General features: G+C 37.4%; 24 protein-coding genes. 7 read left to right on the forward strand and 17 right to left on the reverse strand.

Translation table 11 applies throughout. The features are described from left to right. Positions 1–47 precede the first annotated feature (47 nt). The 10 genes from LEP1GSC199_RS03375 to LEP1GSC199_RS03420 all read right to left on the reverse strand — a co-directional run bounded on the left by LEP1GSC199_RS03375 (position 48) and on the right by LEP1GSC199_RS03420 (position 8,215). Positions 48–833: a hypothetical protein gene (locus tag LEP1GSC199_RS03375; RefSeq protein ID WP_002977284.1), complete on the reverse strand. Its 786-nt coding sequence runs from the start codon at positions 831–833 to the stop codon at positions 48–50. A gap of 102 nt (positions 834–935) precedes the next feature. Next, the gene (locus LEP1GSC199_RS03380) at positions 936–1,349 is read right to left on the reverse strand and encodes an LIC_11090 family protein (protein WP_002977247.1); all 414 of its coding nucleotides are present in this window, start codon (positions 1,347–1,349) and stop codon (positions 936–938) included. Between the two features lie 91 nt (positions 1,350–1,440). Beyond that, the gene (locus tag LEP1GSC199_RS03385) at positions 1,441–2,226 is read right to left on the reverse strand and encodes an ABC transporter permease (protein WP_002977289.1); all 786 of its coding nucleotides are present in this window, start codon (positions 2,224–2,226) and stop codon (positions 1,441–1,443) included. After that, positions 2,223–2,930: an ABC transporter ATP-binding protein gene (locus LEP1GSC199_RS03390; RefSeq protein WP_002976964.1), complete on the reverse strand. Its 708-nt coding sequence runs from the start codon at positions 2,928–2,930 to the stop codon at positions 2,223–2,225. Before LEP1GSC199_RS03390 ends, LEP1GSC199_RS03385 begins: the two co-directional genes overlap by 4 nt. Then, entirely contained in the window at positions 2,927–4,285 is a 1,359-nt protein-coding gene (locus tag LEP1GSC199_RS03395; protein WP_002977004.1) for a nitrous oxide reductase family maturation protein NosD, read from the reverse strand. Before LEP1GSC199_RS03395 ends, LEP1GSC199_RS03390 begins: the two co-directional genes overlap by 4 nt. After that, entirely contained in the window at positions 4,239–4,625 is a 387-nt protein-coding gene (locus tag LEP1GSC199_RS03400; protein WP_002976851.1) for a nitrous oxide reductase accessory protein NosL, read from the reverse strand. The genes LEP1GSC199_RS03395 and LEP1GSC199_RS03400 overlap by 47 nt, the downstream gene beginning before the upstream one ends. After that, the gene (locus LEP1GSC199_RS03405) at positions 4,615–5,226 is read right to left on the reverse strand and encodes a hypothetical protein (protein ID WP_002977229.1); all 612 of its coding nucleotides are present in this window, start codon (positions 5,224–5,226) and stop codon (positions 4,615–4,617) included. Before LEP1GSC199_RS03405 ends, LEP1GSC199_RS03400 begins: the two co-directional genes overlap by 11 nt. Before the next feature lie 5 nt (positions 5,227–5,231). Beyond that, a complete protein-coding gene (nosZ, locus tag LEP1GSC199_RS03410; RefSeq protein ID WP_002977125.1) occupies positions 5,232–7,151 on the reverse strand; it encodes a Sec-dependent nitrous-oxide reductase in 1,920 nt (639 codons plus the stop codon). 8 nt (positions 7,152–7,159) lie between these two features. Beyond that, a complete protein-coding gene (locus tag LEP1GSC199_RS03415; protein ID WP_039925906.1) occupies positions 7,160–7,621 on the reverse strand; it encodes a c-type cytochrome in 462 nt (153 codons plus the stop codon). Positions 7,622–7,651: 30 nt separating this feature from the next. Then, positions 7,652–8,215, reverse strand: coding sequence for a fasciclin domain-containing protein (locus LEP1GSC199_RS03420; protein ID WP_232420610.1), 564 nt, complete (start codon positions 8,213–8,215; stop codon positions 7,652–7,654). A 319-nt stretch (positions 8,216–8,534) separates the two neighbouring features. On the opposite strand from LEP1GSC199_RS03420, the gene LEP1GSC199_RS03430 reads away from it, so the two are divergent. Continuing rightward, entirely contained in the window at positions 8,535–8,972 is a 438-nt protein-coding gene (locus LEP1GSC199_RS03430; protein WP_002977190.1) for a bacteriohemerythrin, read from the forward strand. Positions 8,973–8,998: 26 nt separating this feature from the next. Here LEP1GSC199_RS03430 and LEP1GSC199_RS03435 read toward each other — a convergent pair whose 3' ends face one another. The 6 genes from LEP1GSC199_RS03435 to LEP1GSC199_RS03460 all read right to left on the reverse strand — a co-directional run bounded on the left by LEP1GSC199_RS03435 (position 8,999) and on the right by LEP1GSC199_RS03460 (position 12,771). Continuing rightward, positions 8,999–9,412 (reverse strand): hypothetical protein, encoded by a 414-nt coding sequence (locus tag LEP1GSC199_RS03435; protein WP_002976853.1) that lies wholly within the window; start codon positions 9,410–9,412, stop codon positions 8,999–9,001. Between the two features lie 77 nt (positions 9,413–9,489). Then, entirely contained in the window at positions 9,490–9,897 is a 408-nt protein-coding gene (locus tag LEP1GSC199_RS03440; protein ID WP_002977040.1) for a hypothetical protein, read from the reverse strand. A gap of 5 nt (positions 9,898–9,902) precedes the next feature. Then, the gene (locus LEP1GSC199_RS03445; RefSeq protein WP_002977001.1) at positions 9,903–10,316 is read right to left on the reverse strand and encodes a hypothetical protein; all 414 of its coding nucleotides are present in this window, start codon (positions 10,314–10,316) and stop codon (positions 9,903–9,905) included. A gap of 23 nt (positions 10,317–10,339) precedes the next feature. Then, positions 10,340–10,822, reverse strand: a complete 483-nt coding sequence (locus LEP1GSC199_RS03450; RefSeq protein WP_002977220.1) for a hypothetical protein — start codon at positions 10,820–10,822, stop codon at positions 10,340–10,342. 12 nt (positions 10,823–10,834) lie between these two features. Then, positions 10,835–12,229: an OmpP1/FadL family transporter gene (locus LEP1GSC199_RS03455; protein ID WP_002977095.1), complete on the reverse strand. Its 1,395-nt coding sequence runs from the start codon at positions 12,227–12,229 to the stop codon at positions 10,835–10,837. 47 nt (positions 12,230–12,276) lie between these two features. Next, on the reverse strand, positions 12,277–12,771 hold the full coding sequence (locus LEP1GSC199_RS03460) for a hypothetical protein (protein WP_039925910.1): 495 nt from the start codon (positions 12,769–12,771) through the stop codon (positions 12,277–12,279). A gap of 128 nt (positions 12,772–12,899) precedes the next feature. Here LEP1GSC199_RS03460 and LEP1GSC199_RS03465 point away from each other — a divergent pair, with 128 nt between their 5' ends. Both LEP1GSC199_RS03465 and LEP1GSC199_RS03470 read left to right on the forward strand, forming a co-directional pair. Beyond that, positions 12,900–14,153: a U32 family peptidase C-terminal domain-containing protein gene (locus LEP1GSC199_RS03465; RefSeq protein ID WP_002976845.1), complete on the forward strand. Its 1,254-nt coding sequence runs from the start codon at positions 12,900–12,902 to the stop codon at positions 14,151–14,153. Positions 14,154–14,253: 100 nt separating this feature from the next. After that, positions 14,254–15,120 (forward strand): DUF4349 domain-containing protein, encoded by an 867-nt coding sequence (locus LEP1GSC199_RS03470; protein ID WP_002977246.1) that lies wholly within the window; start codon positions 14,254–14,256, stop codon positions 15,118–15,120. A 123-nt stretch (positions 15,121–15,243) separates the two neighbouring features. On the opposite strand, the gene LEP1GSC199_RS03475 is transcribed toward LEP1GSC199_RS03470, so the two are convergent. Continuing rightward, positions 15,244–15,699, reverse strand: a complete 456-nt coding sequence (locus LEP1GSC199_RS03475; RefSeq protein ID WP_002977134.1) for a hypothetical protein — start codon at positions 15,697–15,699, stop codon at positions 15,244–15,246. Positions 15,700–15,882: 183 nt separating this feature from the next. Between LEP1GSC199_RS03475 and LEP1GSC199_RS03480 the strand changes: the two genes are divergently transcribed. The 4 genes from LEP1GSC199_RS03480 (at position 15,883) to creC (ending at position 21,927) form a co-directional block, all read left to right on the forward strand. Further along, positions 15,883–17,877 carry a methyl-accepting chemotaxis protein gene (locus tag LEP1GSC199_RS03480; protein ID WP_002977014.1) on the forward strand — a complete coding sequence of 665 codons (1,995 nt, stop codon included), beginning with the start codon at positions 15,883–15,885 and terminating at the stop codon, positions 17,875–17,877. A 64-nt stretch (positions 17,878–17,941) separates the two neighbouring features. Further along, positions 17,942–19,804 carry a gamma-glutamyltransferase family protein gene (locus tag LEP1GSC199_RS03485; RefSeq protein ID WP_002977167.1) on the forward strand — a complete coding sequence of 621 codons (1,863 nt, stop codon included), beginning with the start codon at positions 17,942–17,944 and terminating at the stop codon, positions 19,802–19,804. A gap of 10 nt (positions 19,805–19,814) precedes the next feature. Continuing rightward, on the forward strand, positions 19,815–20,483 hold the full coding sequence (locus tag LEP1GSC199_RS03490) for a response regulator (RefSeq protein ID WP_002977051.1): 669 nt from the start codon (positions 19,815–19,817) through the stop codon (positions 20,481–20,483). A gap of 61 nt (positions 20,484–20,544) precedes the next feature. Beyond that, positions 20,545–21,927 (forward strand): two-component system sensor histidine kinase CreC, encoded by a 1,383-nt coding sequence (gene creC / locus LEP1GSC199_RS03495; protein ID WP_415857900.1) that lies wholly within the window; start codon positions 20,545–20,547, stop codon positions 21,925–21,927. Positions 21,928–21,941: the final 14 nt, after the last annotated feature.

Consider the following 21,941-nt stretch of genomic DNA (forward strand, 5'->3'; position numbering starts at 1 on the left):
TACTGGCTACTAAATTCACCAGTATGACAAGTGTTTGGAGAGAGAATTTACATTTCTGTGTTAGATACTATGGAACCGACTGTGAAAGAAGTGATGGTCACTCCATTCAATACAAAGCCTAATCGATTGCCACCTGTATACACGGGAACGTTCATCATTTGCATGATCGGATAGTAGGACATAGAACCCCTTTCTGTTTCGGTAAGTTCCGAACATGGTTTGTTAAAACCATTTAAGAATCTGGATCCACCTGGTGTGGATTGGAAATCTAGACAAAATGTATAACTGCTCCCTGCTGCTGGTATGGGTGCAACCACAGATCCACCTTTACCGGTATTGCCAAAAACACCCGCCGCATTTTTATACTGTGTTTGTGCGCCTGCAATCAAACGATAAGTTGGGCCGCTAAGGGGGTTTCCTGTCCCATAGGCGATCACATCTAAACTGCTAGTCGATGAGTTCAATGTAAAAGATACTTCAATATTAGTTCCTCCTTTGTTCGTTGCAAGCATCACATCATTGTTTGTAAACAAGACAGAAGTTCCAGTGGTTCCCGTTGCACCTTTGGTTACCTCTGATTGTGTTAAATCCAAATTCCGAAATCCTCCTTCATCACATCCATAAATCGAATATTTGGTTCGAGGTTTACTTTCTACTTGTGTGAGATTACTTGTGATTGCTGTAGTAGAAGAAATGGAACAACCAGGATTGATGTTTGCTGCAACAATGAGGGCCAGTAGATTCGAAGTATTATTCGAATCTGTTTTTTTAGCCATACTACAATTGAAGATGAACAAACACACGAGAGAAATATGAAATAGATTCTTAAACATAAAATTACCTTTGTATAAAAGTCCAAGGACTAAACTTTGGATTCAGTTTGCCTAATTGATTTAGTTACGGCTCCTAATGAGAGGAGCGAATTTTAGTGCGTCTTAGGTAAGGGTATGTCTTGGTGGTTTGTCAGGTGGGTGGGAAAATCCTGTCAAGAGGTGGAAGTGTATCTGGAAAGGTAGAATGATTACATCATAGGCAATTAGGTTATTTAGTTTTGTTTCTGTCGTAAAATTAGGATTCATCGATTGAGATTGAAGAATTTTGGTCGCAGATTTTTTTTTCGCGCAGGAACATTGGTGAGGACCACTACCTTTAGTTAGGTGGCAGGTAATCCTATGTGAAGGAGGAGAGTCCTCTTCTTTATGGATTTCGTTTTTAGAGCCATGATTACAATGGCATACCATAGAGAGTCTATACATAGATTGGGCAAGCAGTCCTGTTTCCAGAAATAGGATTTTACCTATAAAGGGAAGGAGGATCAAAACCGAAGCTATTTGTAACCAACGTTTCATGGTAGTTGAATTTCATTCTACTAAATCCATGTTGATCTTTCCATGATCTAAATCAAGTGAATTCATTATTTGTATGTATTTGGAATAAAAATTAGAAATTTCGTTTTTGGAATCGTTTAAAAGAAATCCAAAGAGGAATATTTACCCACAAGGATAAAAACAAAATAGTAATCCCTAATACACCCAAGAGGCCTAATTGTTTTAATAACAATGCTCCTGAAAAACCAAGTAATGCAGAAGAGCTTGTTTGTAGAATCAGAAGGATTCTAATTAAATCAATGGGATTTAGCAAGATAACGATAAGAGACGGGATTTCAATCGGATAATCACCCAAGTACAAACTGAAGATAAAAACTAATGCATCAAAAAAGATAAAAAAGTACAACCAAACTAAAAGAGAAACTGTTAATACAATTTCTCCTCTACGGATAAAAGATGAAATCAAAAATGCAATCGCAACAAAAATAGCAGTTAAAAAGATTCCAAAAATCAATAGTTCAAAAAATAAAAATAGAAACTTGGGATCGTTCATAAAAAGGATGAGTCCCGGAATTCCCAGACCAAAGAGTAAACCAAGGGAGAGTGATATGGTGATTCCAAAATACTTTCCAAAAAACAAAGCATTACGACTGACTGATTTGGAAAGTAATACTTCGGCAAAGGGCATAGATTCTAAAAACGACATTCCAGAAAAGGTAATCGAAAAGAGTGGAATCACGATAAGAGTTAAATTCATTGTGCTAACGAGCAAACGGATTCCGTTTTGATCCCCAAAAAAACTTAAGATCATCATCACGAGAACGAGAAGGCCCGAGTAGATAAACACCCAACGGCTTCGAATATTTTCTTTAATTTCAAAAAGTAAAATTTCTTTCATGGTTTTGTTTTGTATTCCTCATTCCAGAAGTTCATCAAAGCCTGATCCAGATCAGTTTTGTTGTTTTTTCGGAGGAAATTATCTGGAGAATCGTCGATTAAAATGGATCCTTCTGATAAAAGTAAAAATCGATCGGCTAACTCTTGTAACTCGGCAAGTATATGTGTAGAAAAGATCACAAGGGAGCCTTCTTTTTTCTTTTCTACCAAAAGAGACTTTAGTAAATGAGAGATGTAGGGATCCAAACTGGCTGTAGGTTCATCAATGACATACAAATCCTTTTTGGAAGAAAAACATTGTAGGATGCTGATTTTTTGTTTGGTTCCCCCAGAGAGAGATCCAATTTTTTTATCCATGTGGTGGTCCAACTCTAAAATAGAAAGGAGGTTTTGAAATCTTTCTTCTTCAACAGGTTCTAGTTTTTTAAAAAAGGAAATCAGTTCTTTCACTTTGATGTTTGTTGGAAAACGAGGGGTTTGTGGCATATAACCGATCGTATGTGGTTCCTCATTTTTACTTGGAAACAGAATTTGTCCAGAACTGGGTTGAACGAGTCCAAGAATTCCTTTGATGAGAGAACTTTTTCCTGATCCATTGGGACCAATGATGGATACAATATTTCCCGATTCTGTTTGAAAGGTTACATCTCTCACGGCAACAGAGTTACCACCGTAATTGATGGTAAGATTTTTTACTTCTATCATATTCTTTCCTTCATCCTTGGATGTTGGTCTTCAAACTCGATTGGTGTTACAATGGGGAATGCTTTTTCAATTCCTTGTAAAAATAATACCACTGGGGATTCATAAAGTACCATCAGGAAAGGATACACGGCAATCCAGTAACCAAAAAAGTGAATGGTTTTGTGGGGAACATCTCCAATATGATCCTTGTTCAAATCATAACCTTCATAATGATCCCAGTAGTTATTTAGAAATTCATTGGTAGTAGATTTTGTATTGGTGCTGATATCAAAAACATTCTTTATAAAATTATTATTTATAATTTTGTTATAATCAGTATTTCCTAGGATTTTAATTCCCCAACCATTATTGATAAAATCATTACTTTGAAACTTTATATTGGTAATCCCATCCGCAAACACAGCAATTGTATTTCCTTCGAATCGATTTTTAGATAAAGTACTATCTGCAATATCTTTTAAAAGAATTCCATTCGAACTTTCTCCCCAGTTATCTAAAAACTCGTTTTCTTCCATGATGATGTCTTTACTATACATCACGGCAACACCGGCAGAATTATTTTTAAAAACATTTCGATTGAATTGGTTGTGGCTGGAAGACATAAAATGCATTCCGTAACGAATGTTTTCTTTGGCTTCATTACTTTGAATGTCTAGGTTTTCTGAAAATTCTAAATAAATTCCGTCCCGGTGTTTTTTTAGTTTGTTTCCAATGATTTTGTTGTGACTTGCAGACCAAAGATGGATTCCATTTCCACCGAGGACTTCATTTTCTGCGTTTCCTATGGAAACATTATTTTTAAGAGTGCAGTTGGTTGTTTCTGCGAGATAAAAACCATATACATTATCTTCTAAGTTTAAGTTTTCAAAATGGCAGTTTTTGACTTTATCAGCATAAACTCCTGCAAATTCGGTTAAATCAGAGATTCCACTTCCAATGATTTTTAAATTTTCGAGACGAACTCCATCGGAATATATTCCAAATACATGTTTTTCTTTGAGTCCGTCGATCACAACTCCCGCTTCGCCTACGATGGTAATGGATTTTGTAATGGGTAAAAATCCTTCTTTGTAGATTCCTGATTGGATTTGGATTTTGTCTCCATTTTGCGCAAGAGAGATGGCAGATTTAACTGATTTTACCGTACAGTTTGTACAAACTGAAATGGTTTTTGCTAACAAGGGATAATTTGGAAAAATGAAAAAAAGTATAAAGATAAGGATAAAAACGAACCTTTTCCATCTAAGAAGGATATGGTGGTGAATTTGATGATGTTTATGATTCAATTTGGTTCTTGGATCAACTCTTTTACTTTTGAAATGGGATAGAGTCTTCATGAGTTTTAAAAGCAGCAAGTCCTGCTCCCATCGGTGAACGGATTTTGTCTGAATGGATGATGATGGCCTCGTCTTTCGAGAGAAACTCTTTTGTATCTAAGTAGTTAGTGACCCATATTTTTTGTGTTTTTAAGTCTTTGTCTTTTTGAAATTGCTCCATACATTCAATGGCATCGAAGTGGTATCTTTTTCCTTTATAAGTGATGAGTTGTGTGTGAAATCGCATATCTACAATATTCATAGAACAATGACTGCATTTCATTTCCCCAACTGTCAATCGTTCGGGATGGACTTCCCCACAGTTGATAAGACCAACTGTGAGGAAGATACAAATTAGTTTTAAATTTTTAAACCACATTTGATTTTTTCCTGCGATTTTCATCCCAGAGAATATAGATCAATATGACGAGACTAAGTCCTAAAATCATACCACCATACGAAGGATAACTACAGGCAGTAATGTTTAACATTTCTTTACAGCCAAGTAGTGGCGGTTGGTAAGCCATACCTTCGACAATGATAGGAGCTTCTGGATTTAAGTTGTGTCCATAGTTATATTCCCATCTCCAAAAATCAGAAAGTCCCACAAGCCCTACAAGGATCAAGTTGATGATCCCAAGAATTGCCATCCCCACTTTGGGATAGAGTTCTGTGATAAATGCACCAAAGATCAAATAAGCAAGAACATACGGCATAAAAAGAAGTTCTGGAATGGATTCCGAAACTATCTCTTGCATACCTATGTAATGATTCAGAAGATTGATGTTTTTTAAATCATAGGGTGTGGCGCCTGTAATTTTACTAATCCAAATTTGCATTCCGAGTCCCTCTGGGTACTGCGGTGCTGAAATGGATATGGACCAAATGGGAATGAAATAAACTAATACCAGAACCAAACCGACCCCTAAGATTAGGAGTCGGTTTCTTTTACTTAACGTTTGGAAAAGTAAAGTTTTCATATAAGTTATGGACTAACTCGGATGTACTGTTGCATCTCTTGGTGTAGAGCAGAACAGAAATCTGTGCAGTAGAAAGGATACACTCCTGGTTTTGGAGCGACCCACTTAAAGGTTCTAGTTTCACCTGGCATGATTAGGAGGTTTGTCATGTTAGGTGCGCCACCGATTGCAAATCCGTGAGGAATATCGTAATCTTGTTCCAAGTTGGTTACGTGGAAGTATAAAGTTTCCCCAGTCCTTGCTTCAATGATGTCCGGTTTGAAGTGGGAACGAATCGCAGTCATGTAGATATGGACAGTACTTCCGAGTCTTACAATTTTTGCGTCATTCTCATTTTTGGTCGCGTAAGGATGTTTGTTTTCTTCCAAAGGAAAGAGTTTTACAGTTTTATCCATAAGCAGTTTCGCCGGAATCATCTGTGAATAGTGTGGTTCTCCCACTGTAGGGAAATCTGACAACAATTCGGCTTTACCAGAAGAGATATCATAGAGCTGCGCACTTTGCGGTAACTCCATACCAACTGGTAGATATCTGTCCTTAGTAATTTTGTTCATAGCAATCAGATACTTACCATAAGGTTCAGTGGAACTACCACCAACGATTGATAAGTGACCTACACTATAATAAGCAGGTAGATGTTGAACCACTTCCCATGTTCCGAGTTTCCATTTTACAACTTCCGAACTTACGAAACAAGATGTATAAGCATAACCTTTTCCGTCGAACTCAGTATGTAATGGACCAAGGCATGGTTTTTGTACTTCGCCAGCAAGTGTAGATTCGTATTTAAGAACTGGAATTCCTTCGATTTCGGTCGAGTGGTGTTCTTTTTTGTCTTTCACTTCCATCATTTTACTAAAGGAGTGAACTGGAATTACGGATGCTAATTTTCCACCACCAACAATGTATTCTCCTGTAGAGTCAACGTCAGTTCCATGTGGACTTTTTGGTGTTGGCATGTAATACATCATACCTGGACAATCCTTCGGATTTAACATCTTCACACCGCTTAACTTAGTTGAGACGGCTGGTTTGTTTTCATCGTGGAAGTTGTTTACGTATTCACCACCAAAGTTATAAGCTTTTCCTTGGTCTTTACATTCTTTAGCACGCACCCAGTTGAATGCTAAGATAAAGTCTTTATCTTTTTTGGAAGCACCAACTTCTAACATTTTGTGAGCTTGTTCCGAGTTGTAACTACTGAAGAAACACCAGTCATGGGATTTCTTTTTACCACAATGGGATAAGTCATAGTTAAACCCAGGAACAAGAACTTGCAATTCAATGGAAAGTCTTCCTGTGTTTTTATCCACTTTCACCATAGTGACAGTTCCTTTGAACCCACCTTTGGAGAAACTGTCGATAGCAACGCTTGCTTGCGGAACAGGAACCGAGAATCTAGTTGCTGCCATCAAATACTCTGTATTTTCTGTTGCAAACGGAGATGCGTGGTTACCGGCAGTGTTTGGGATTTCTAAAATCTCTTTGGTCTCAAAAGACTTTAGATCAATCCTTGCAAGCCTTGGTGTGTTGTTTGCATTTAAAAACATCCAACGACCATCTTGTTTTCCATCAGTCATAGATGCTTCTACGTGGTGGCTATCATCCCACGGCACATAACCATGAGTTGTTTTTAACATGTCTTTGGTTTCTTCATCAAACCCATATCCGTTTTCTGGAAACACAGAAAACACTGGAATGATCTTGAACAACCGTGCAGATGGAATTCCGTAAACGGACATCTGACCACTAAACCCACCAGATAAAAAGGCGTATACTTCGTCCTTTTCACCTGGAGCCACATACACTCTAGAAGCAGCATCGGAAGCAAGTGTTGCCGTAGCTGCACCCTTTTTGCAATTCGGAACGAATGCCATAAGGGTGATTCCAAGTGTAACGAGTATTAAATTTGATTTTTTTAACATATAGTTACCTATTTTAAATCCATCTTGCGGAAGTACTCGAGGATCTCTCGTGCTTCTTCTTCCTTAATATTTTGAAAAGTCATTTGAGTTAAGTGTTCACCGAGTAACTCTTGTCCGATGGGATCTTTTTGAGTCATCTCCACTGGATTTAGGATCATATTCATAATCCATTCGGGAGTTCTGCGGAGTGTAACATCTTGAAGAGCAGGTCCTACAACCTTTTCTTCGAATTTGTGACAAGCGGAACACTTGGCTTCAAATTGTTTTTTTCCACGATCTGCCATTGACTGGTCTAAAGCTCCCAAGGTGACAGATTTTACTGGTCCTATCCCTTTGGAACCCGCATTAGATGCTGGTGCTTCTTCTGTTTTGTCTCCTCCACAGGATATGATTGTCATACTGATTAAGAGTCCTACTATAAGTCCGAATTTGATTCGGTAGTGCACTCCGGTTAATATTGAAAGGTTCATCTTAAATACTCCTTAGTATTTTAGTATTTATCATTTCTTTGCAGGAGGTAGTAACACTGTGTCTACTACGTGGATGATCCCGTTAGTTGCAGGAATGGATGCGACAATGGTGGCACCATTGATCAAAACCTTTCCATTTTTTAAGGAAACTTTAGTGTGACCTCCATTTGCCATTCCGAGTTCGTCATCTTTACCTGTGAACTCAGACTTCAAAATGGATTCGGTTAAGTTACCCACTACAACATGGTATTCTAATATGTTCTTCAATGCATCTTTTTGGCTTGGCTTTAGAAGATCATCTACAGTTCCTGCAGGTAACTTTGCAAATGCATCGTTTGTTGGTGCGAACACAGTGAACGGTCCTTGGTTAGCAAGGGAATCCACGAGGCCCGCAGCTTGGACAGCTGCAACCAGGGTAGTATGGTCTTTTGAACCTACTGCAATTTTTAGTACATCTTGTTGTGATTTGTCATCGGCAACTGCAGAAATTCCTTTGCCGGCATCGGAATCATCCGATTTTCCGCAAGAAACACCAGCTAGCGAAAGACAGGTGACAATTGTAATCATGGTTAATTGAAAAATTTTTTTGTTCATTGGATACCGCCCACTCATTGGTTCACTTACCATTTAATGCCAGATCGTCTGAATATGTATTGATCTAAATCAAGATGGCAGGAATCATAAACATTGATTTTTATCAATACCTAGATCGGTTGTCAGTAACTTTTTGGGGTTTGGTTATCGAGAAAGCGGTTCAGACTGCTTTGAATCCCCAGAACGATTCGTTCTATAAATTAAATTATAATGATTCTAATTCTAATCATGACTTAGGGAAACCTTCACTTTCCTTGTTGTCGGGATTAATCACTTGTCCTCTTTGGGCGCTGCAAAATCCTGAAAGAACGAGGCTCTTATGATAGCGCATTGGGATTCGAAGTATGAAACGAATATTTCCGAGATTGATTCTCAACATAAAAAACTCTTTCGGTTGATTAACAATATCGAAACGGTTTACGAAGAAAACAAACACCACCTTTCAGGAAAATCGAAGGTGTTACTCGATGCAGTTTCTGAACTAGAGGATTATACTCTCAGTCATTTTTTGATTGAAGAACGTGTGATGGAACTCAACCAATATCCGAATCTAGAAGCACATATCAACCAACACAATAAGTTCACAGATAAAATATTGGATTTAAAAAATCGTTTGGGTCAGGGGAATTTACTTTCCAATGATGAATTATTGGATACTTTCTTTAAGGACTTAATTGATTTTTTACGGGCGTGGCTTACCAATCATATCTTGAAAGAAGATTTAGATTACAAACCTTTCATTAAGTTTAGTATATAATCATTTTCTTTTTGAATTTACTTTGTTCATTCAAAGTATAATGAATGTTTGGATATTTTTTCGATGAGTTCTGATTTTGCTTTTTTGGCCAAATCGATATCGTTTCCTTTCATTATACGCACTTCCTCTAATAATAAATTTATATAATTATGTAACTCTTCATGTCCTTGGCCTGACATTGTACAAGAGGATTGGATTTCATTGATAATGGATAAAATTTGATCAGCTTGTTTATGGTAGTCCTCTAGTGATTCAAGAGAATTAGCATGATGAAATTGTTCGTCCATCTTCTGAAATCCCAACCTTGTAGATTTATCTGCCACCCAAACTTTGCCATTGTTCAGTTCTGGAAGTTTTGAACCCGTATGTTCATGGCACGAGAACGTAATCGTTATTAGGAATAAAATAAAACCATGGAAAATAGACTTGGAAAACTTCATGATACAAATTACCACCCTTGTTTCAGGAAGGAATTGATCTAAATCAATAGAGAATTTTTTTCTGAAGGGATTTGGTTTTAAGTGTAGGAAATGATTCTCACCCAAGCGAGTCTCATAAATGTTAGTAAACCGAAAAAAATTAGGCATTTTCCGAGTAGAGCGAAGGAATCGATTGGGATAAAAAATTTTGTAATTAAATATAGAATCAAACCAAGATTGTAACTAGAAAACATCAACCATGCCTGCTTACTGGATCCCCGGGGATGTTCTGAAAGAAACTTGGGAAACATCCAATAAGCCGTTCCCATAATTAGTTGAATGAAAAATCCCCAAATTAGAATCGAATAATGCAGTGGTAGGAATTTCCAAATTTCAGGATTCCATCCAAAGGCTTTGTGAAACATAAGAAGAGACCCTAACAAGGATCCGAGGATTAAGTAAATTAAGGAAATTCGAATGAGCCAAACGGATTGAATGGGTAACATAGATTTTATTTTCTACTTTGCGGTTCTAATCTTGGCCAAATTTCCAATACAAAACAAAGGATTCCTGCAAATTGCAAAAAGATAGAAAAAGCAAAAGGTACAAGGGAAAGGTCTCTATTTAAATACAAAAAAGGTTCTGAACCAATGCGAAAGATAAGCCCTAAATTTAAACAAAAATAAGCCATCCAAGAAAGATTGGATCCATTTTTCGGAGCTGGATTTTTTCCCTTAGGATACATCCAAAGAGAAACTCCCATAATGATTTGAGTGATCCAACCAAGGGCTATCATGTGCCAGTAAACAGGCATTAGATGAATATCCCATCGAGATCCTGGAAATTCAGAGAAAGCATAAACTAAAATTCCAAACAACAAATACAACATTCCAGACTTAATAAAGTATCTTGAAATCTTTGGCATAAATAATCCAGTTTGTTATTAGATTATTTTTTTTCCAAGTCGAGTTCTATTTTGTAACTAGCATGGCAAACAACACAATTACGTGTGAGTTCATCCATTTCTTTTAGTAAGTTATGGATATCTTGTTTTTTGCGAATTTTTGCAGCAATTTCATCAAACTTTTCATGAGTACCAAATCCTAGTTTTTTGAATTCCACCGGTAGTTTTAAAAGGATTGTTTTTTCCTGGTGTTCTAAACTGGCAACAAGGCCCATACCGACTGCATCTGCAGCTTTTGCTGCACTTTCGTAGTCCTTGTCTGCAAGGCCGCCAAGCATGCCGTTGACTGCTGTGAGTAGGGCCCTCATTTCAGTTAACACCAATTGTCGTTCCGCAGGTGTTAGGTGAATGGCAGTTCGATTGTCAAGAGAACGGCTTGTACTTCCGAAATAAAAAAAATACCCAAGTGTGATGACAGTTACAAACCAGAGTCCGATAGCAATTTTTCCAATAGATTTTGAATTCATTTTTTTTCCCTTTTAAATATTTTGTTCCATTCCAAGATAAATACTAAATACACTCATCTGTTTGTTATAAGAAAATTGGAATGGATGAACTTCTTTACTAGAATAGATGGCATGGGATAACGTCCAGTCTGAAGTTTTTCCCCCATAAGTTTTTTTAGGAAATCCATATTCGCAAGCAATGTGTATTGTGGAATCATTCCAGGAGATACTTCCTCCCATCGAAAGATGATGTTCTATACTTGCTCCCAACATGGGGCTCACTCCACTAGCAGGAATTACATTATTTCCATAACTATATCCCATACGACTCATAAAACGATCATTCCACTTATACTCAGCTCCTATGGCAAATATGGTTTGGTTTTTCCAATTCAAATTGAATTGAAAGGCATTTGTCTCCACTCCAATGGGTGTCCTTACCCAAACATCCTCTAGGCGAAATTTACTAGAATTGAAACTTTCAGACCAAGGAATGTATTTGATATCGAAGTCGATGATAAACTTATCAGTGCGGTAGGAAATTCCTGCGATATGTTTGTCTGGCCAAATCATATACCGAGACACTCTTGTTCCGAAGGATCTTTCAGGTGCGTAACCATCTACCTTCATGGTTCCATCCATAGGTAAAAAATTTCTGGTAGTGTAGGAATAAGCAATTCGTATATTCTCTGTTAGATCATAGGAAACTCCGACTTTTCCTCCCATAGTATAGGCCGAATCACTTTGATAACGAATTCCACCAGGGATGGTAAGGCTTCTTGTTTCATCTTGGTAGGTTCTTTTTAATTCCATAAACCCGTAAACTAAGTCAAAACCCGCACCTACGGCAAAGTTTCCTTTTTTGAAACCGGCACCAAACGTAGATTTCATGGTCATAAATTTAAAATTTAAATCTTCTACTGCTTTTGTGCTTTCTCCAATAATGGGGATGTTTGTCCCAAAGGTTTCATTAAGTGTTCTACCATCAGGAGTATGTCGTTTGATATTTTTAAACTGTCCGCCCCCACCACCTTGTGCATACAAAGCAAAACCAATACTGATATTTTCCGATATAGGTTTGATGATCCCAATATAGGGTAAAACTGCTTTCGGATGTTCCATTGTGGAGTTGCGATAGGAACGACTAGGATCTGAATCAACGTACTCATCGTTATATTCGATAGTGGGCAAATGGATTGCAGAACCTAATTCCCATTTGGTGCGTTTAACTCGTGCCAGATGGGATGGATTCGATTCCAAATCCATCACCGAACCTCCCACTGCTTGGAAGGCACCTCCCATTCCTGCTTGTCTTGCCCCAAAAGCCGGCTGGAGGATCCCGTGAAAGGCCTCCAGAGTGGGGGAAAGCCTTGGATCCAAGATTAGAATTAGAATGAATAAAAATATGAAAATGCGACTCGAAATCATTTACTCCAGAGGAAGTGGAGCCCTTTCGAAGTCAAGGGGATAAAAATTCAGAAAAGGGAGAAGCCCCGGGACACAAGGATTCCCAAAATCGCAATCGAAACGGATACCAACAAATTGAACCTACCAAAAAAAGCAGAAGTTTTTCTGTAGCGTTCATATTGAACAGGATCGGTTGTTAAGTAGATAAATGTTTTGGGTCCAGTCACAAAGTCGTGATATAAAGAAGATAAAAATAAAATGGTAAATAATCCTATTTTCGATAAAAACATAAAACCTATGTTAGTTGAAAAAAGTGCTCCATTTGATTCAAAATAACCTTTGTTATACAAAAGTCCTATCCCTGAGAGAAGAAAAACTAAAAAAATAAAGTAAGATATATTTCTAAACTGGAGGGCCGTTAACTGGAGTAACCTTAATTTCTGATCTTTTAATTCTGGATTTCGTATGACAGGCATAACAACGATTACATAAAAAATCATTCCTCCCACCCAAATCATCGCAGAGAAAATATGTAAGATTAAAAGTATAAAGTAAAACATCATGATTTCTAAAGAGTTGCATCTATAGAATTCTTTGTCGTTTCCTTTTTTTATTTTAGAAACAATCTAAAAATCCATTATATATATTTTCCTTTTTAGAAAAAGGGATTCTTTTGGGATGGGTAAAGAGTATGTCCCAGATGAGAAAAATTCCAGAACTGTTACTTCCTGCGGGAAGTTTAGAAAAATTAGAAATTGCTTATCTATTTGGTGCGGATGCAGCCTATTGTGGTGTCCCTAGGTTTTCTTTGCGAGCCAGAGAAAACGATTTTACCATGGAGGCATTGGAAGCGGGTGTATCTCTTGCCCGGAAACTCGGTAAAAAAATCTATTTCACAGTGAATAACATTCCCAGAAATTCTAAGTTACCATCTTATCCAAAGTATTTAGATATGATGGCGGCTTTAAAGCCAGATGCATTGATTATGGCAGATCCTGGTTTGATACTCATTACCAAAGAAACTCATCCTGAAATTGACATTCATATTTCTGTCCAAGCCAATACAATGAATTATGCGGCAGTGAAATTTTGGAAAAAATTTGGTGCCACTCGTGTCATTTTGTCTCGTGAAGTTTCCATTTCTGAAATAACAGAAATCAAAAATGAAGTTCCTGATATGGAAATTGAAGTGTTTGTTCATGGATCCATTTGTATCGCCCATAGTGGTCGTTGTTTTATGAGTAATTATTTTAAAAAACGGGATGCCAACCAAGGTTCTTGTAATAACGCCTGTCGGGATTTGTATAAAGTATTTGTGACCAATCCGAAACAAAATGATGAACCTATGGAACTGATTACAGACGAGGAGGGAACATTTTTAATGAACTCCAAAGACCTACGAGCTATTGAATTCTTACAAGAGTTATGTGATGCGGGGGTGGATTCTTTAAAAGTGGAAGGTCGCACTAAAAACGATTATTATGTGGGAATGGTGGCTCGCAGTTACAGACACACCTTAGATAACATTGCACGAGGAGAAAGTTTTGACAGGAAGTGGTTACTAGAACTCGATAAAGTTTCTTCTAGAAAATACTTTTCTGGTTTTTTAACTCGTGGGATGGAAGATAGAGTTGCTGAGGAGGAAAGAGATTTCCAAAACAATGAATTTGGAACCAGTTTACAGATGAGTCAAAAGTATGCGGGGTTTGTAAAAGAGTATAAATCCGATACAAAACGAATTGTCATTGAAGTCAAAAATAAAATCCAAAAAGGGGATGTGATGGAAGTGATCACAACCACAGATCCGGATCCCTTAACGTTTACTGTAGATCAGATATTTTATAAAGAGAAACCCGTGGAAGTGATTAGTGGGGGAATGGGAACTGTTGAGTTAGAAGTTCCATTTCTGATTCCTTCGAAATCTTTTTTAAGTAAAAAACTATAAGACAGTTTTTCTCGTCGCAGATTTAAACCTCGTTTCCTTTGAGAATCTGTCTAAGGAGAGCTGTTAAGTAACAATAGAAATAGGTAACTAAGGATCTTTTGTGAGAAATACTTTAAAATGGATCATTTTCATTCTCTTTGTAATCACCCTGAACTGTGGCAAAGAATCTAACGGGGAAAGTACGGCGCCAGTCGAAGCCGAGATGCGTTCCTTGGATGTTGCGAGTGAGAAAAAAGTGGCTCCCAGTGCTCCGAGAGCCGAAGAGAGCGTTGAACAACCGTCAGTCGAAAACCAATTAGGACAAGTATTTGTTCCCATCCCCACTAGTTCCGAACGATTACTTGAATACCAAGTCCAATTAAGTTACCAAACGCAAAATTTGATTAAAACACGTAAGGATATTCTTGGTTTTATTACCAAATATGGTTATATCGAAAGTAGTTCTGCTGTGAATGCAGACTCTCCTTATATGAGCCTTCGCGTTCATATCCATTCCGAAAAATTATATGAAGCCTTAATAGAATTGGATACTTATGGAGTTTTACAGAGTGAGGATATTTCCACTGTAGATCATACCGAAGGAATGGTATGGCAAAAGATCAAATCAAACCGTGAAAAAATTCGTTTAGCTCGACGTTCCAATGCAAACAACCAAACTTCTGCCAATTCAAAAAATTGGCAAACGATCGAAGAAGCTGTAACCGATAGCGAAAATAATTTGGACAATTCGGAACATGAAATTTGGAAAATCAAAGATAAGGTAAAATGTGCCACCTTAAACGTAAATTTTTCAACACCCATCCCACCGGATAAAATCCAAGTCCCAACCTATAAAAATGCTTTCATTGGAATACTAAATGTATTTTTAGAATTAACATACTATCTAATTTGGATGATTCCTTTATTTATCCTTGCAGGTATTTTGTATTTTCCTGTGAAAAAGATTGGGAAGTATTTTAAAAAATAATACAGAAAAGGAAAGAGAGGCAAGTTTAGTAAAGGACTCCAACATTTAGTTGGAGTTTTTAACATCTTTAGTTTTCTATATAACTATTATATAAAAAGTCACCCCTCGTATAGAAGAATTTTACTACTTCGAAACGGAATAACTTCGTATCCATGATTCGGACTTTTCGGGATCATCAAAAAAATGTTCTGATTCTTTTCCAAATCGACTTTCGTATTTATTGATTTTATAACTATCGTGATGGCAATGGACAGCAGCCAAACATTCAATTTCGTTTTCCGAACTTAATTTTAAATCTTTTGCTTCTTCGAATAAATCCAAGTATCCGATTCTCCAATTGTATTGGCTTAATAGTAGAGGGATTATGTCCCGGTAAGATTTATGTGCAGAAACGGAAGCAGGGTTTAGGCCGTGAAGGTTTACAAAGATTTTAAATTTAGTGCCAGCAGGAATCTCAGCGAATGCTTTTTCCAAACTTTGTTTCCATTTGGATACTTCTGTTTCTGTCACAGATCCTGAGATTCTGGTAGTGATTAGAGATGACTGCTCTTCCCATTTTGTATAGATTTCATTATTCATATTGTTTGGACATGAGTAGTAATCCCTATTTCATAAAAAAAGATTTTTTAGTTAGAATGATTCTAGGTATGTTGCAAAAAAACAGCGATTTCAAATTCTGAACCAATGGACCTCGTGGTGGGTTCTTTAAGAATATTCTGATATTCAGAACCACGTTCAATAGAAAAAAATTGGGAAATATTTATGCAGCGTAATTCTATTAAATTCATTTTGTTACTGAGTGGTGCTTCGATTCTTTTCATCATCAGCTGTTCTGTAGGTGCAGTCGCTTACTACTTTGGGCAAAAAAAAATAAAAGAAGCTTATATTGGACAAATGCAAGGAATTGTAGAAGTTGTTGGTCAAGAGGTCGATGATTTTTTTGTAAACCATGTCAATGTCATTAAAACTGTAGCCAATGACCAAAGAACGATCACATCATTAAAAACTGGGAAACCCATTGCGCAGGCCTACTTTAAAGAGATGAATGATCGGTATGGAGTTTACGAAAATATCTACACACATACTTACGATAATGATCCCCGAGTCGTAGCGGATGCTACGGGCCAAGCCATCGGTTGGAAAATGAAACCAGAAGATATGGATCCAGAAGAACTGAAGGCTGGTAAAGAAAAAAGATACTTTGTCGGAAAACCCATTCTAAATCCTCTCACAAACAATCCAGTGGTTACTATTACCTATCCGGTGTATGACAACGGAAAATTAATCGGAAATGCGGGCATTGCACTTTCACTCATGAACTTAACCGATAAGGTGATCAATAAAATCAAAATTGGTCGCGACGGTTATGTTGTTGTTTCTACAAAAGCGGGACTCCTCATTGCCTTAAAAGAAAAAGCTCAAATTTTAAAATACGATTTATCTAAAGATGAATCAGGTGCACGTATGTTGTCTTTGAAAACAGGAGATGTACTTGAGTTTGAATATTTAGAAAGAGAACACCTTGCTGTGAGTCATCATTTAAAAGATTGGGGAATGGTGATCCTCGCCATCCAACCAAAAGAAGAAATCAAAGAAGCATTGTTTGAATTACTTGTGATGATTGGAATTTCTTCCGTAGTCATAGCCTGCATTTCCATCTGGTTGTTTTTTATTTTACTTAGCAAACGATTGAATCCGCTGGAAGAAGTGAGTCATATTTTTACAGAGATGTCAGATGGGAATTTAACTTCGACCATCAAAGTTGTTTATGATGATGAGATTGGACGTATGGGACAAGGACTCAATGTATTTATTGCTAGTTTAAGAAAGTCCTTTGAAGAGATCCAAAGGATTACCATTGAACTTGCAGCTTCATCGGAAGAATTAACTTCCTCATCTAATACTTTTGCTACAGGAGCGCAGTCCACTGCGGCTTCTTCTGAAGAGATGTCTGCCACGATTGAAGAAATGTCCGCAGGAATGGATCATATTGCTGCATCTACAGATAGGCAATTTGGAAACTTTACCAATTTCCATTCTAAAATTAGAGAACTATCGGAAAGTATCCGCAAAATTGGATCTGAAATTGAAAGCACATTGAAGTTAGCGGAATCTATTTCTAACCAAGCAAAAAAGGGAGAAGAGTCCATCCAAGGTATGAGCCAAATGATTGAGAATATCCTCCATTCCTCGGGAGAGATGACTGCCATCATTCAAATCATCAATGAAATCTCAGACCAAACACAGCTTTTGGCTTTGAATGCTGCGATAGAAGCAGCTAGAGCTGGTGAAGCAGGAAGAGGGTTTGCTGTTGTTGCTGATGAGATTTCCAAACTTTCAGAAAAAACTGCCTCCTCTATTAAATCGATTGGAAGTATGATTACTAAAAACAATCGGGAATTGGATTCCGGTGCCAATGCCATTCGTTCTTCCGCCGAAATGTTACACAACATCATCCAAAATGTGGAAACAGTAAATGCAGCGATGAACAAATTATACTCAGTCACTTCTGCCCAAGAGTCCATCAAACGAGAAGTAGATGAAGGTGCTGAACAAATGGGTTTTGATGCAGAGACAATCAAACTTTCTACCAATGAACAGAAGAGAGCAGTAAGAGAAATTTCGGAAGTTATCATCCAAATCAACGAACATACGTTAAGTACTGCTTCTGGTTCGGAAGAAATGTCCTCCTCTGCGCAAAATTTAGCGTCGACAGCAGAGATTTTGAGAGGGATCACAGAACGATTTAAATTGTAAAAATTGGTTCGACATAGAATCAAAATTTGCCATTGTTTTTATCAAATTGTAATTTGAGGATTTCATGGCAAATTTACTAAAGATTTTTTTCTCTCTGGCAGTTTCGATTTTTTTATTCCAATGTTTGGGAAGTCGTCGGCCACTTGTTCCTTCCTATGAGGATCCGCAAGGAAGTTTACGTGATGCTGCCGTTGGAAAAAAGTTTATGGTGTCCACTGGGAATCCATTGGCGACTAAGGCTGCGATCAAAGTTTTAGAAAGTGGTGGGAATGCTGTTGATGCGGCAGTTGCAGCCCTCCTTGTGTTAAATGTAACCAATGGAGAAGCTGCTAGTTTTCCTTCCGTTGCACCAACATTAGTTTATGATAAAAAATCAGGACAAGTCAAAAGTTACATAGGAGCAGGGACCGCACCCCAAAAAGCAAACATCGATTGGTTTAAAGAGAAAGGTTATGATGTGATGCCAAAAAATTCTATTTTGACTCAGTTGTTACCAGCTTCTCCCGATGTCATTATACGATTGTTACAAGATCATGGAACAAAATCTTTTTCGGAACTAGTGCAACCGGCCATTAGCGTAGCAGAAGAAGGATTTCCGGCAAATCGAATCCTAGTAAAAAACTTAGATTTACCTTTATATAAACGTTTAGGTTTTACATTGATTATGCCATACAACTCAGAAGTATACCTTGAAAAAAAATGGTGGTATGGAATTAGAGAAGGAGAACTTACCAAACGGTTGGATCTTGCGAAGACATGGAAGTCTATGGCCAATGAAGAAGTTCAAACCTTAAAAAGGGGAAAAACCAGAAAACAAGCGTTAGAGTCTGTAAGAGACTATTTTTATAAAGGACCTATTTCTGACGCCATTGTAAAACTACATACGGATAAAAATGGTCTGATTACGAAAGAAGATTTGGCAAACTATGTTGGTGGTTGGGAAAAACCAGTTTCCGGTGAGTTTAGAGATTATCAAATTTTATCAAACCAAACTTGGACACAAGGACCGGTCGTTCCCATGGTTTTGCAACTGTTAGATGGTATTGATCTTAAATCGATGGGTCATAACTCACCGGAATATATCCATACAGTTTCACAAGCGATTGAGCTTGTCATTGCGGATAGAGAAAAGTATTTTGGAGATCCAAAATTTGTAGAGGTTCCTATTGATGGTTTGCTTTCCAAAAAATATGCGACTCTCAGAAGAAAACTGATTCAAAAAGATGCCTTTGGGGTTACACCTCCTTCCGGAAATCCTTGGATGTTTGATGCAAAGAAACCAAACTCTGCTAACACAGAACCTAACGAAACTAAGGACGAAACTATCAGTGAAATTAAATATGGAAAAGACACCACTTATTTGAGTATTGTGGATGAAAGCGGGAATGCAGTCTCTCTCACACCGAGTGATTTTCCTCAATCCCCTATGGTTCCAGGTACAGGACTTACTTTAGGAATCCGTATGACACAGTTTCGTTTGGACCCAAATCATCCTTCTGCACTTGCTCCAGGAAAACGACCAAGGATCACACCGAATCCAGGAATGGTCTTAAAACAAGGAAAGTTGTGGATGAGTTTTGGAACACCTGGTGGCGATGTTCAAAGCCAAGCGATGATTCAATTTTTTCTAAATGTCATAGTGTTTGGAATGGATCCACAAAAAGCAGTGGAGGCACCTAGGTTTCGTTCGGTGAACTGGCCAGATAGTTTTTCTCCACATACTTACAGGCCTGGTGGAATAGAATTAGAAGAGACTTTGTATACAGCGGTCTCCGATTCTTTAGAAACGAAGGGTTACAAAGTTTATAAAAAAGGGCATCTGGATAATGATTTTGGCTCCGTCTGTTCAGTGTTAAATGATATTAAAAATGGGAAACTGATCGGAGTTGCCGATCCTAGAGAAGAGTCCTGGGCAGAAGGAAAATAATTTTTCATTTATGACCAAAATACTTCTGATAGAAGATGAACCAGGGATTCAGGAAACCATCCAAATCACTTTGGAGTCGGAAGGATTTTCTGTATCTTTGGCTTTCACTGGAAAAGAAGGGATTCAAAAAGTTTCCCATGATATCGCTCTCATTATTCTTGATATTGGACTACCTGACCAAAATGGATTTGAAGTTTTGAAAGAAATTCGAAAGTCATATCAAACACCTGTTATTTTTTTAACAGCACGAAATACCGAAATTGATAAAGTTTTGGGATTGGAGATTGGGGCAGACGATTATATTGTAAAACCATTTAGCCCCAGAGAACTTTTGGCAAGGATACGAGCCATTTTAAGAAGAACAACACAACCCCAACCAATGGAAGATCACAAATTTAGAATTTCATTGGATAAAAAATTGGTTTATTTGAATGGAAAAACTTTGAACCTTTCCCCTTACGAATACAAAACGATGGAATTGTTTTTTAAATGGCCCGGTCGTATATTTACTAGAGAAGAAATTATGGACAATGTGTGGACGGAACCAGAAGATAGTTTCGACCGCGCTGTGGATACAGTTATCAAAAACATCCGTGCCAGGTTCAAAGAAATTGAAAATGACTTCGACCCGATTGAAACAAGAAGGGGACAAGGTTATGGATTGAAGGAAAAAATATGAACCTTTGGATTCGAATCATCATTAGTTTTTTTTTATCTTAAGTATTGGCTTTTATTATTTAATCGATAAAACCGAAGATTCTATACGGCCTCGTTATATGGAAACTGTAGAGGAGTCGTTAAACGATACAGCTCATATTTTGTCTGCGATAGTGGAAGAAAAATTAGAACAAGATCCTCGTACCTACTTAAAGTTCCAAGAGACCCTTCATTCCCTATTTTCACCTGTTTTTGAAAATACAAACAAACGTTCTTTTAAAGCAAAGATCTATTCTCTTTTGAAAACCAATACAGACATTCAAGTTTATATCACCAATGAAAAAGGAATTGTGATATTTGATTCCGAAGGCTACAGAGAAGGACTCGACTATTCTAAGTTTAACGATGTGTATTTGACTCTTCAGGGAAAGTATGGAGCAAGATCAAGTAAACTTCTTGATACTGAAGGGGAAGGTGCTTTGTTTGTTGCCTCTCCCATCCAATACAAAAATCAAATCATTGGTGTTCTCACTGTCATTAAACCGAAAACGGGTGTGATTCCCTTTATTGATGAGGCAAAAAGAAAGTTTTGGAGAATTTCTCTCCTTGTTGCTTCTGCGATTGCCATTTTGTTTAGTGTGCTTGCTTATTTGATCTTTCGACCCATTTTAAGACTTTCACAGTATGTGAGTTCTCTTCGAAAAAAAGAAAAGGTTGTGTTTCCCAAAATTGGAATTCGTGAGTTGAACGAACTAGGTAAGGAAGTGGATTTACTTGTCGAAGAAATTGAAGGGAAAAAGTATATAGAATCTTATGTGCAAACTTTGACTCATGAAATCAAAAGTCCACTCTCTTCGATTTTAGCATCAGTTGAACTTTTACAAACCCATCCCAACGAATCGGAACGACTCACCAAAAATATACAGGAAGAAGCAAAACGAATTCAGAACATCATTGAACAACTGTTAGAGTTATCTTCATTGGAGGGAAAAAAATCGATCTCTTTAGATGATAAAGTTTTGATTTATGTGTTAGTCGAGGAAGTGCTTTCGAATTTCCAATCCGAATTACAATGGAAATCCATTTTTGTGGTGATTCGTTGTGCAGATACAACTTGGGAAGTAAAAGGAAACCGAAATTATTTGTATTTAGCCATAAAAAATCTGATCAGAAACTCGATCGATTTCGCGAGCGAAAACAATACCATAAACATAGAAATTCATAAAGAACCAGACAATTCTATAAAATTATCTGTGATGGACGAAGGTCATAAGATTCCTGATTATGCACTGACCAGGGTCACAGAAAAATTCTATTCTTTACCAAGACCAACGAACAACCGCAAAAGTTCTGGTTTGGGACTTAGCATTGTAAACCAAATTGTTGACCTTCATGGTGGTAAGTTGGAGATAAAGAACAGGGAACCCCGCGGAGTCACCGTATCTATCCAATTTCCAAAAATTTAAACCCTCACAGAATC

Source organism: Leptospira vanthielii serovar Holland str. Waz Holland = ATCC 700522, from assembly GCF_000332455.1.
Taxonomy (GTDB): domain Bacteria; phylum Spirochaetota; class Leptospiria; order Leptospirales; family Leptospiraceae; genus Leptospira_A; species Leptospira_A vanthielii.

Bases quoted from the DNA above. Each gene is read 5' to 3' on its own strand.
- LEP1GSC199_RS03430 (WP_002977190.1), top strand. From the start codon at position 8,535: ATGATAGCGCATTGGGATTCGAAGTATGAAACGAATATTTCCGAGATT.
- LEP1GSC199_RS03465 (WP_002976845.1), top strand. From the start codon at position 12,900: ATGTCCCAGATGAGAAAAATTCCAGAACTGTTACTTCCTGCGGGAAGT.
- LEP1GSC199_RS03420 (WP_232420610.1), bottom strand. From the start codon at position 8,215: ATGAACAAAAAAATTTTTCAATTAACCATGATTACAATTGTCACCTGT.
- LEP1GSC199_RS03480 (WP_002977014.1), top strand. From the start codon at position 15,883: ATGCAGCGTAATTCTATTAAATTCATTTTGTTACTGAGTGGTGCTTCG.
- LEP1GSC199_RS03375 (WP_002977284.1), bottom strand. From the start codon at position 833: ATGTTTAAGAATCTATTTCATATTTCTCTCGTGTGTTTGTTCATCTTC.
- LEP1GSC199_RS03405 (WP_002977229.1), bottom strand. From the start codon at position 5,226: ATGAAAACTTTACTTTTCCAAACGTTAAGTAAAAGAAACCGACTCCTA.
- LEP1GSC199_RS03445 (WP_002977001.1), bottom strand. From the start codon at position 10,316: ATGCCAAAGATTTCAAGATACTTTATTAAGTCTGGAATGTTGTATTTG.
- LEP1GSC199_RS03380 (WP_002977247.1), bottom strand. From the start codon at position 1,349: ATGAAACGTTGGTTACAAATAGCTTCGGTTTTGATCCTCCTTCCCTTT.
- LEP1GSC199_RS03390 (WP_002976964.1), bottom strand. From the start codon at position 2,930: ATGATAGAAGTAAAAAATCTTACCATCAATTACGGTGGTAACTCTGTT.
- LEP1GSC199_RS03440 (WP_002977040.1), bottom strand. From the start codon at position 9,897: ATGTTACCCATTCAATCCGTTTGGCTCATTCGAATTTCCTTAATTTAC.
- LEP1GSC199_RS03455 (WP_002977095.1), bottom strand. From the start codon at position 12,229: ATGATTTCGAGTCGCATTTTCATATTTTTATTCATTCTAATTCTAATC.
- LEP1GSC199_RS03450 (WP_002977220.1), bottom strand. From the start codon at position 10,822: ATGAATTCAAAATCTATTGGAAAAATTGCTATCGGACTCTGGTTTGTA.
- LEP1GSC199_RS03460 (WP_039925910.1), bottom strand. From the start codon at position 12,771: ATGATGTTTTACTTTATACTTTTAATCTTACATATTTTCTCTGCGATG.
- LEP1GSC199_RS03490 (WP_002977051.1), top strand. From the start codon at position 19,815: ATGACCAAAATACTTCTGATAGAAGATGAACCAGGGATTCAGGAAACC.
- LEP1GSC199_RS03485 (WP_002977167.1), top strand. From the start codon at position 17,942: ATGGCAAATTTACTAAAGATTTTTTTCTCTCTGGCAGTTTCGATTTTT.
- LEP1GSC199_RS03415 (WP_039925906.1), bottom strand. From the start codon at position 7,621: ATGAACCTTTCAATATTAACCGGAGTGCACTACCGAATCAAATTCGGA.
- nosZ (WP_002977125.1), bottom strand. From the start codon at position 7,151: ATGTTAAAAAAATCAAATTTAATACTCGTTACACTTGGAATCACCCTT.
- LEP1GSC199_RS03385 (WP_002977289.1), bottom strand. From the start codon at position 2,226: ATGAAAGAAATTTTACTTTTTGAAATTAAAGAAAATATTCGAAGCCGT.
- LEP1GSC199_RS03435 (WP_002976853.1), bottom strand. From the start codon at position 9,412: ATGAAGTTTTCCAAGTCTATTTTCCATGGTTTTATTTTATTCCTAATA.
- LEP1GSC199_RS03400 (WP_002976851.1), bottom strand. From the start codon at position 4,625: ATGTGGTTTAAAAATTTAAAACTAATTTGTATCTTCCTCACAGTTGGT.
- LEP1GSC199_RS03475 (WP_002977134.1), bottom strand. From the start codon at position 15,699: ATGAATAATGAAATCTATACAAAATGGGAAGAGCAGTCATCTCTAATC.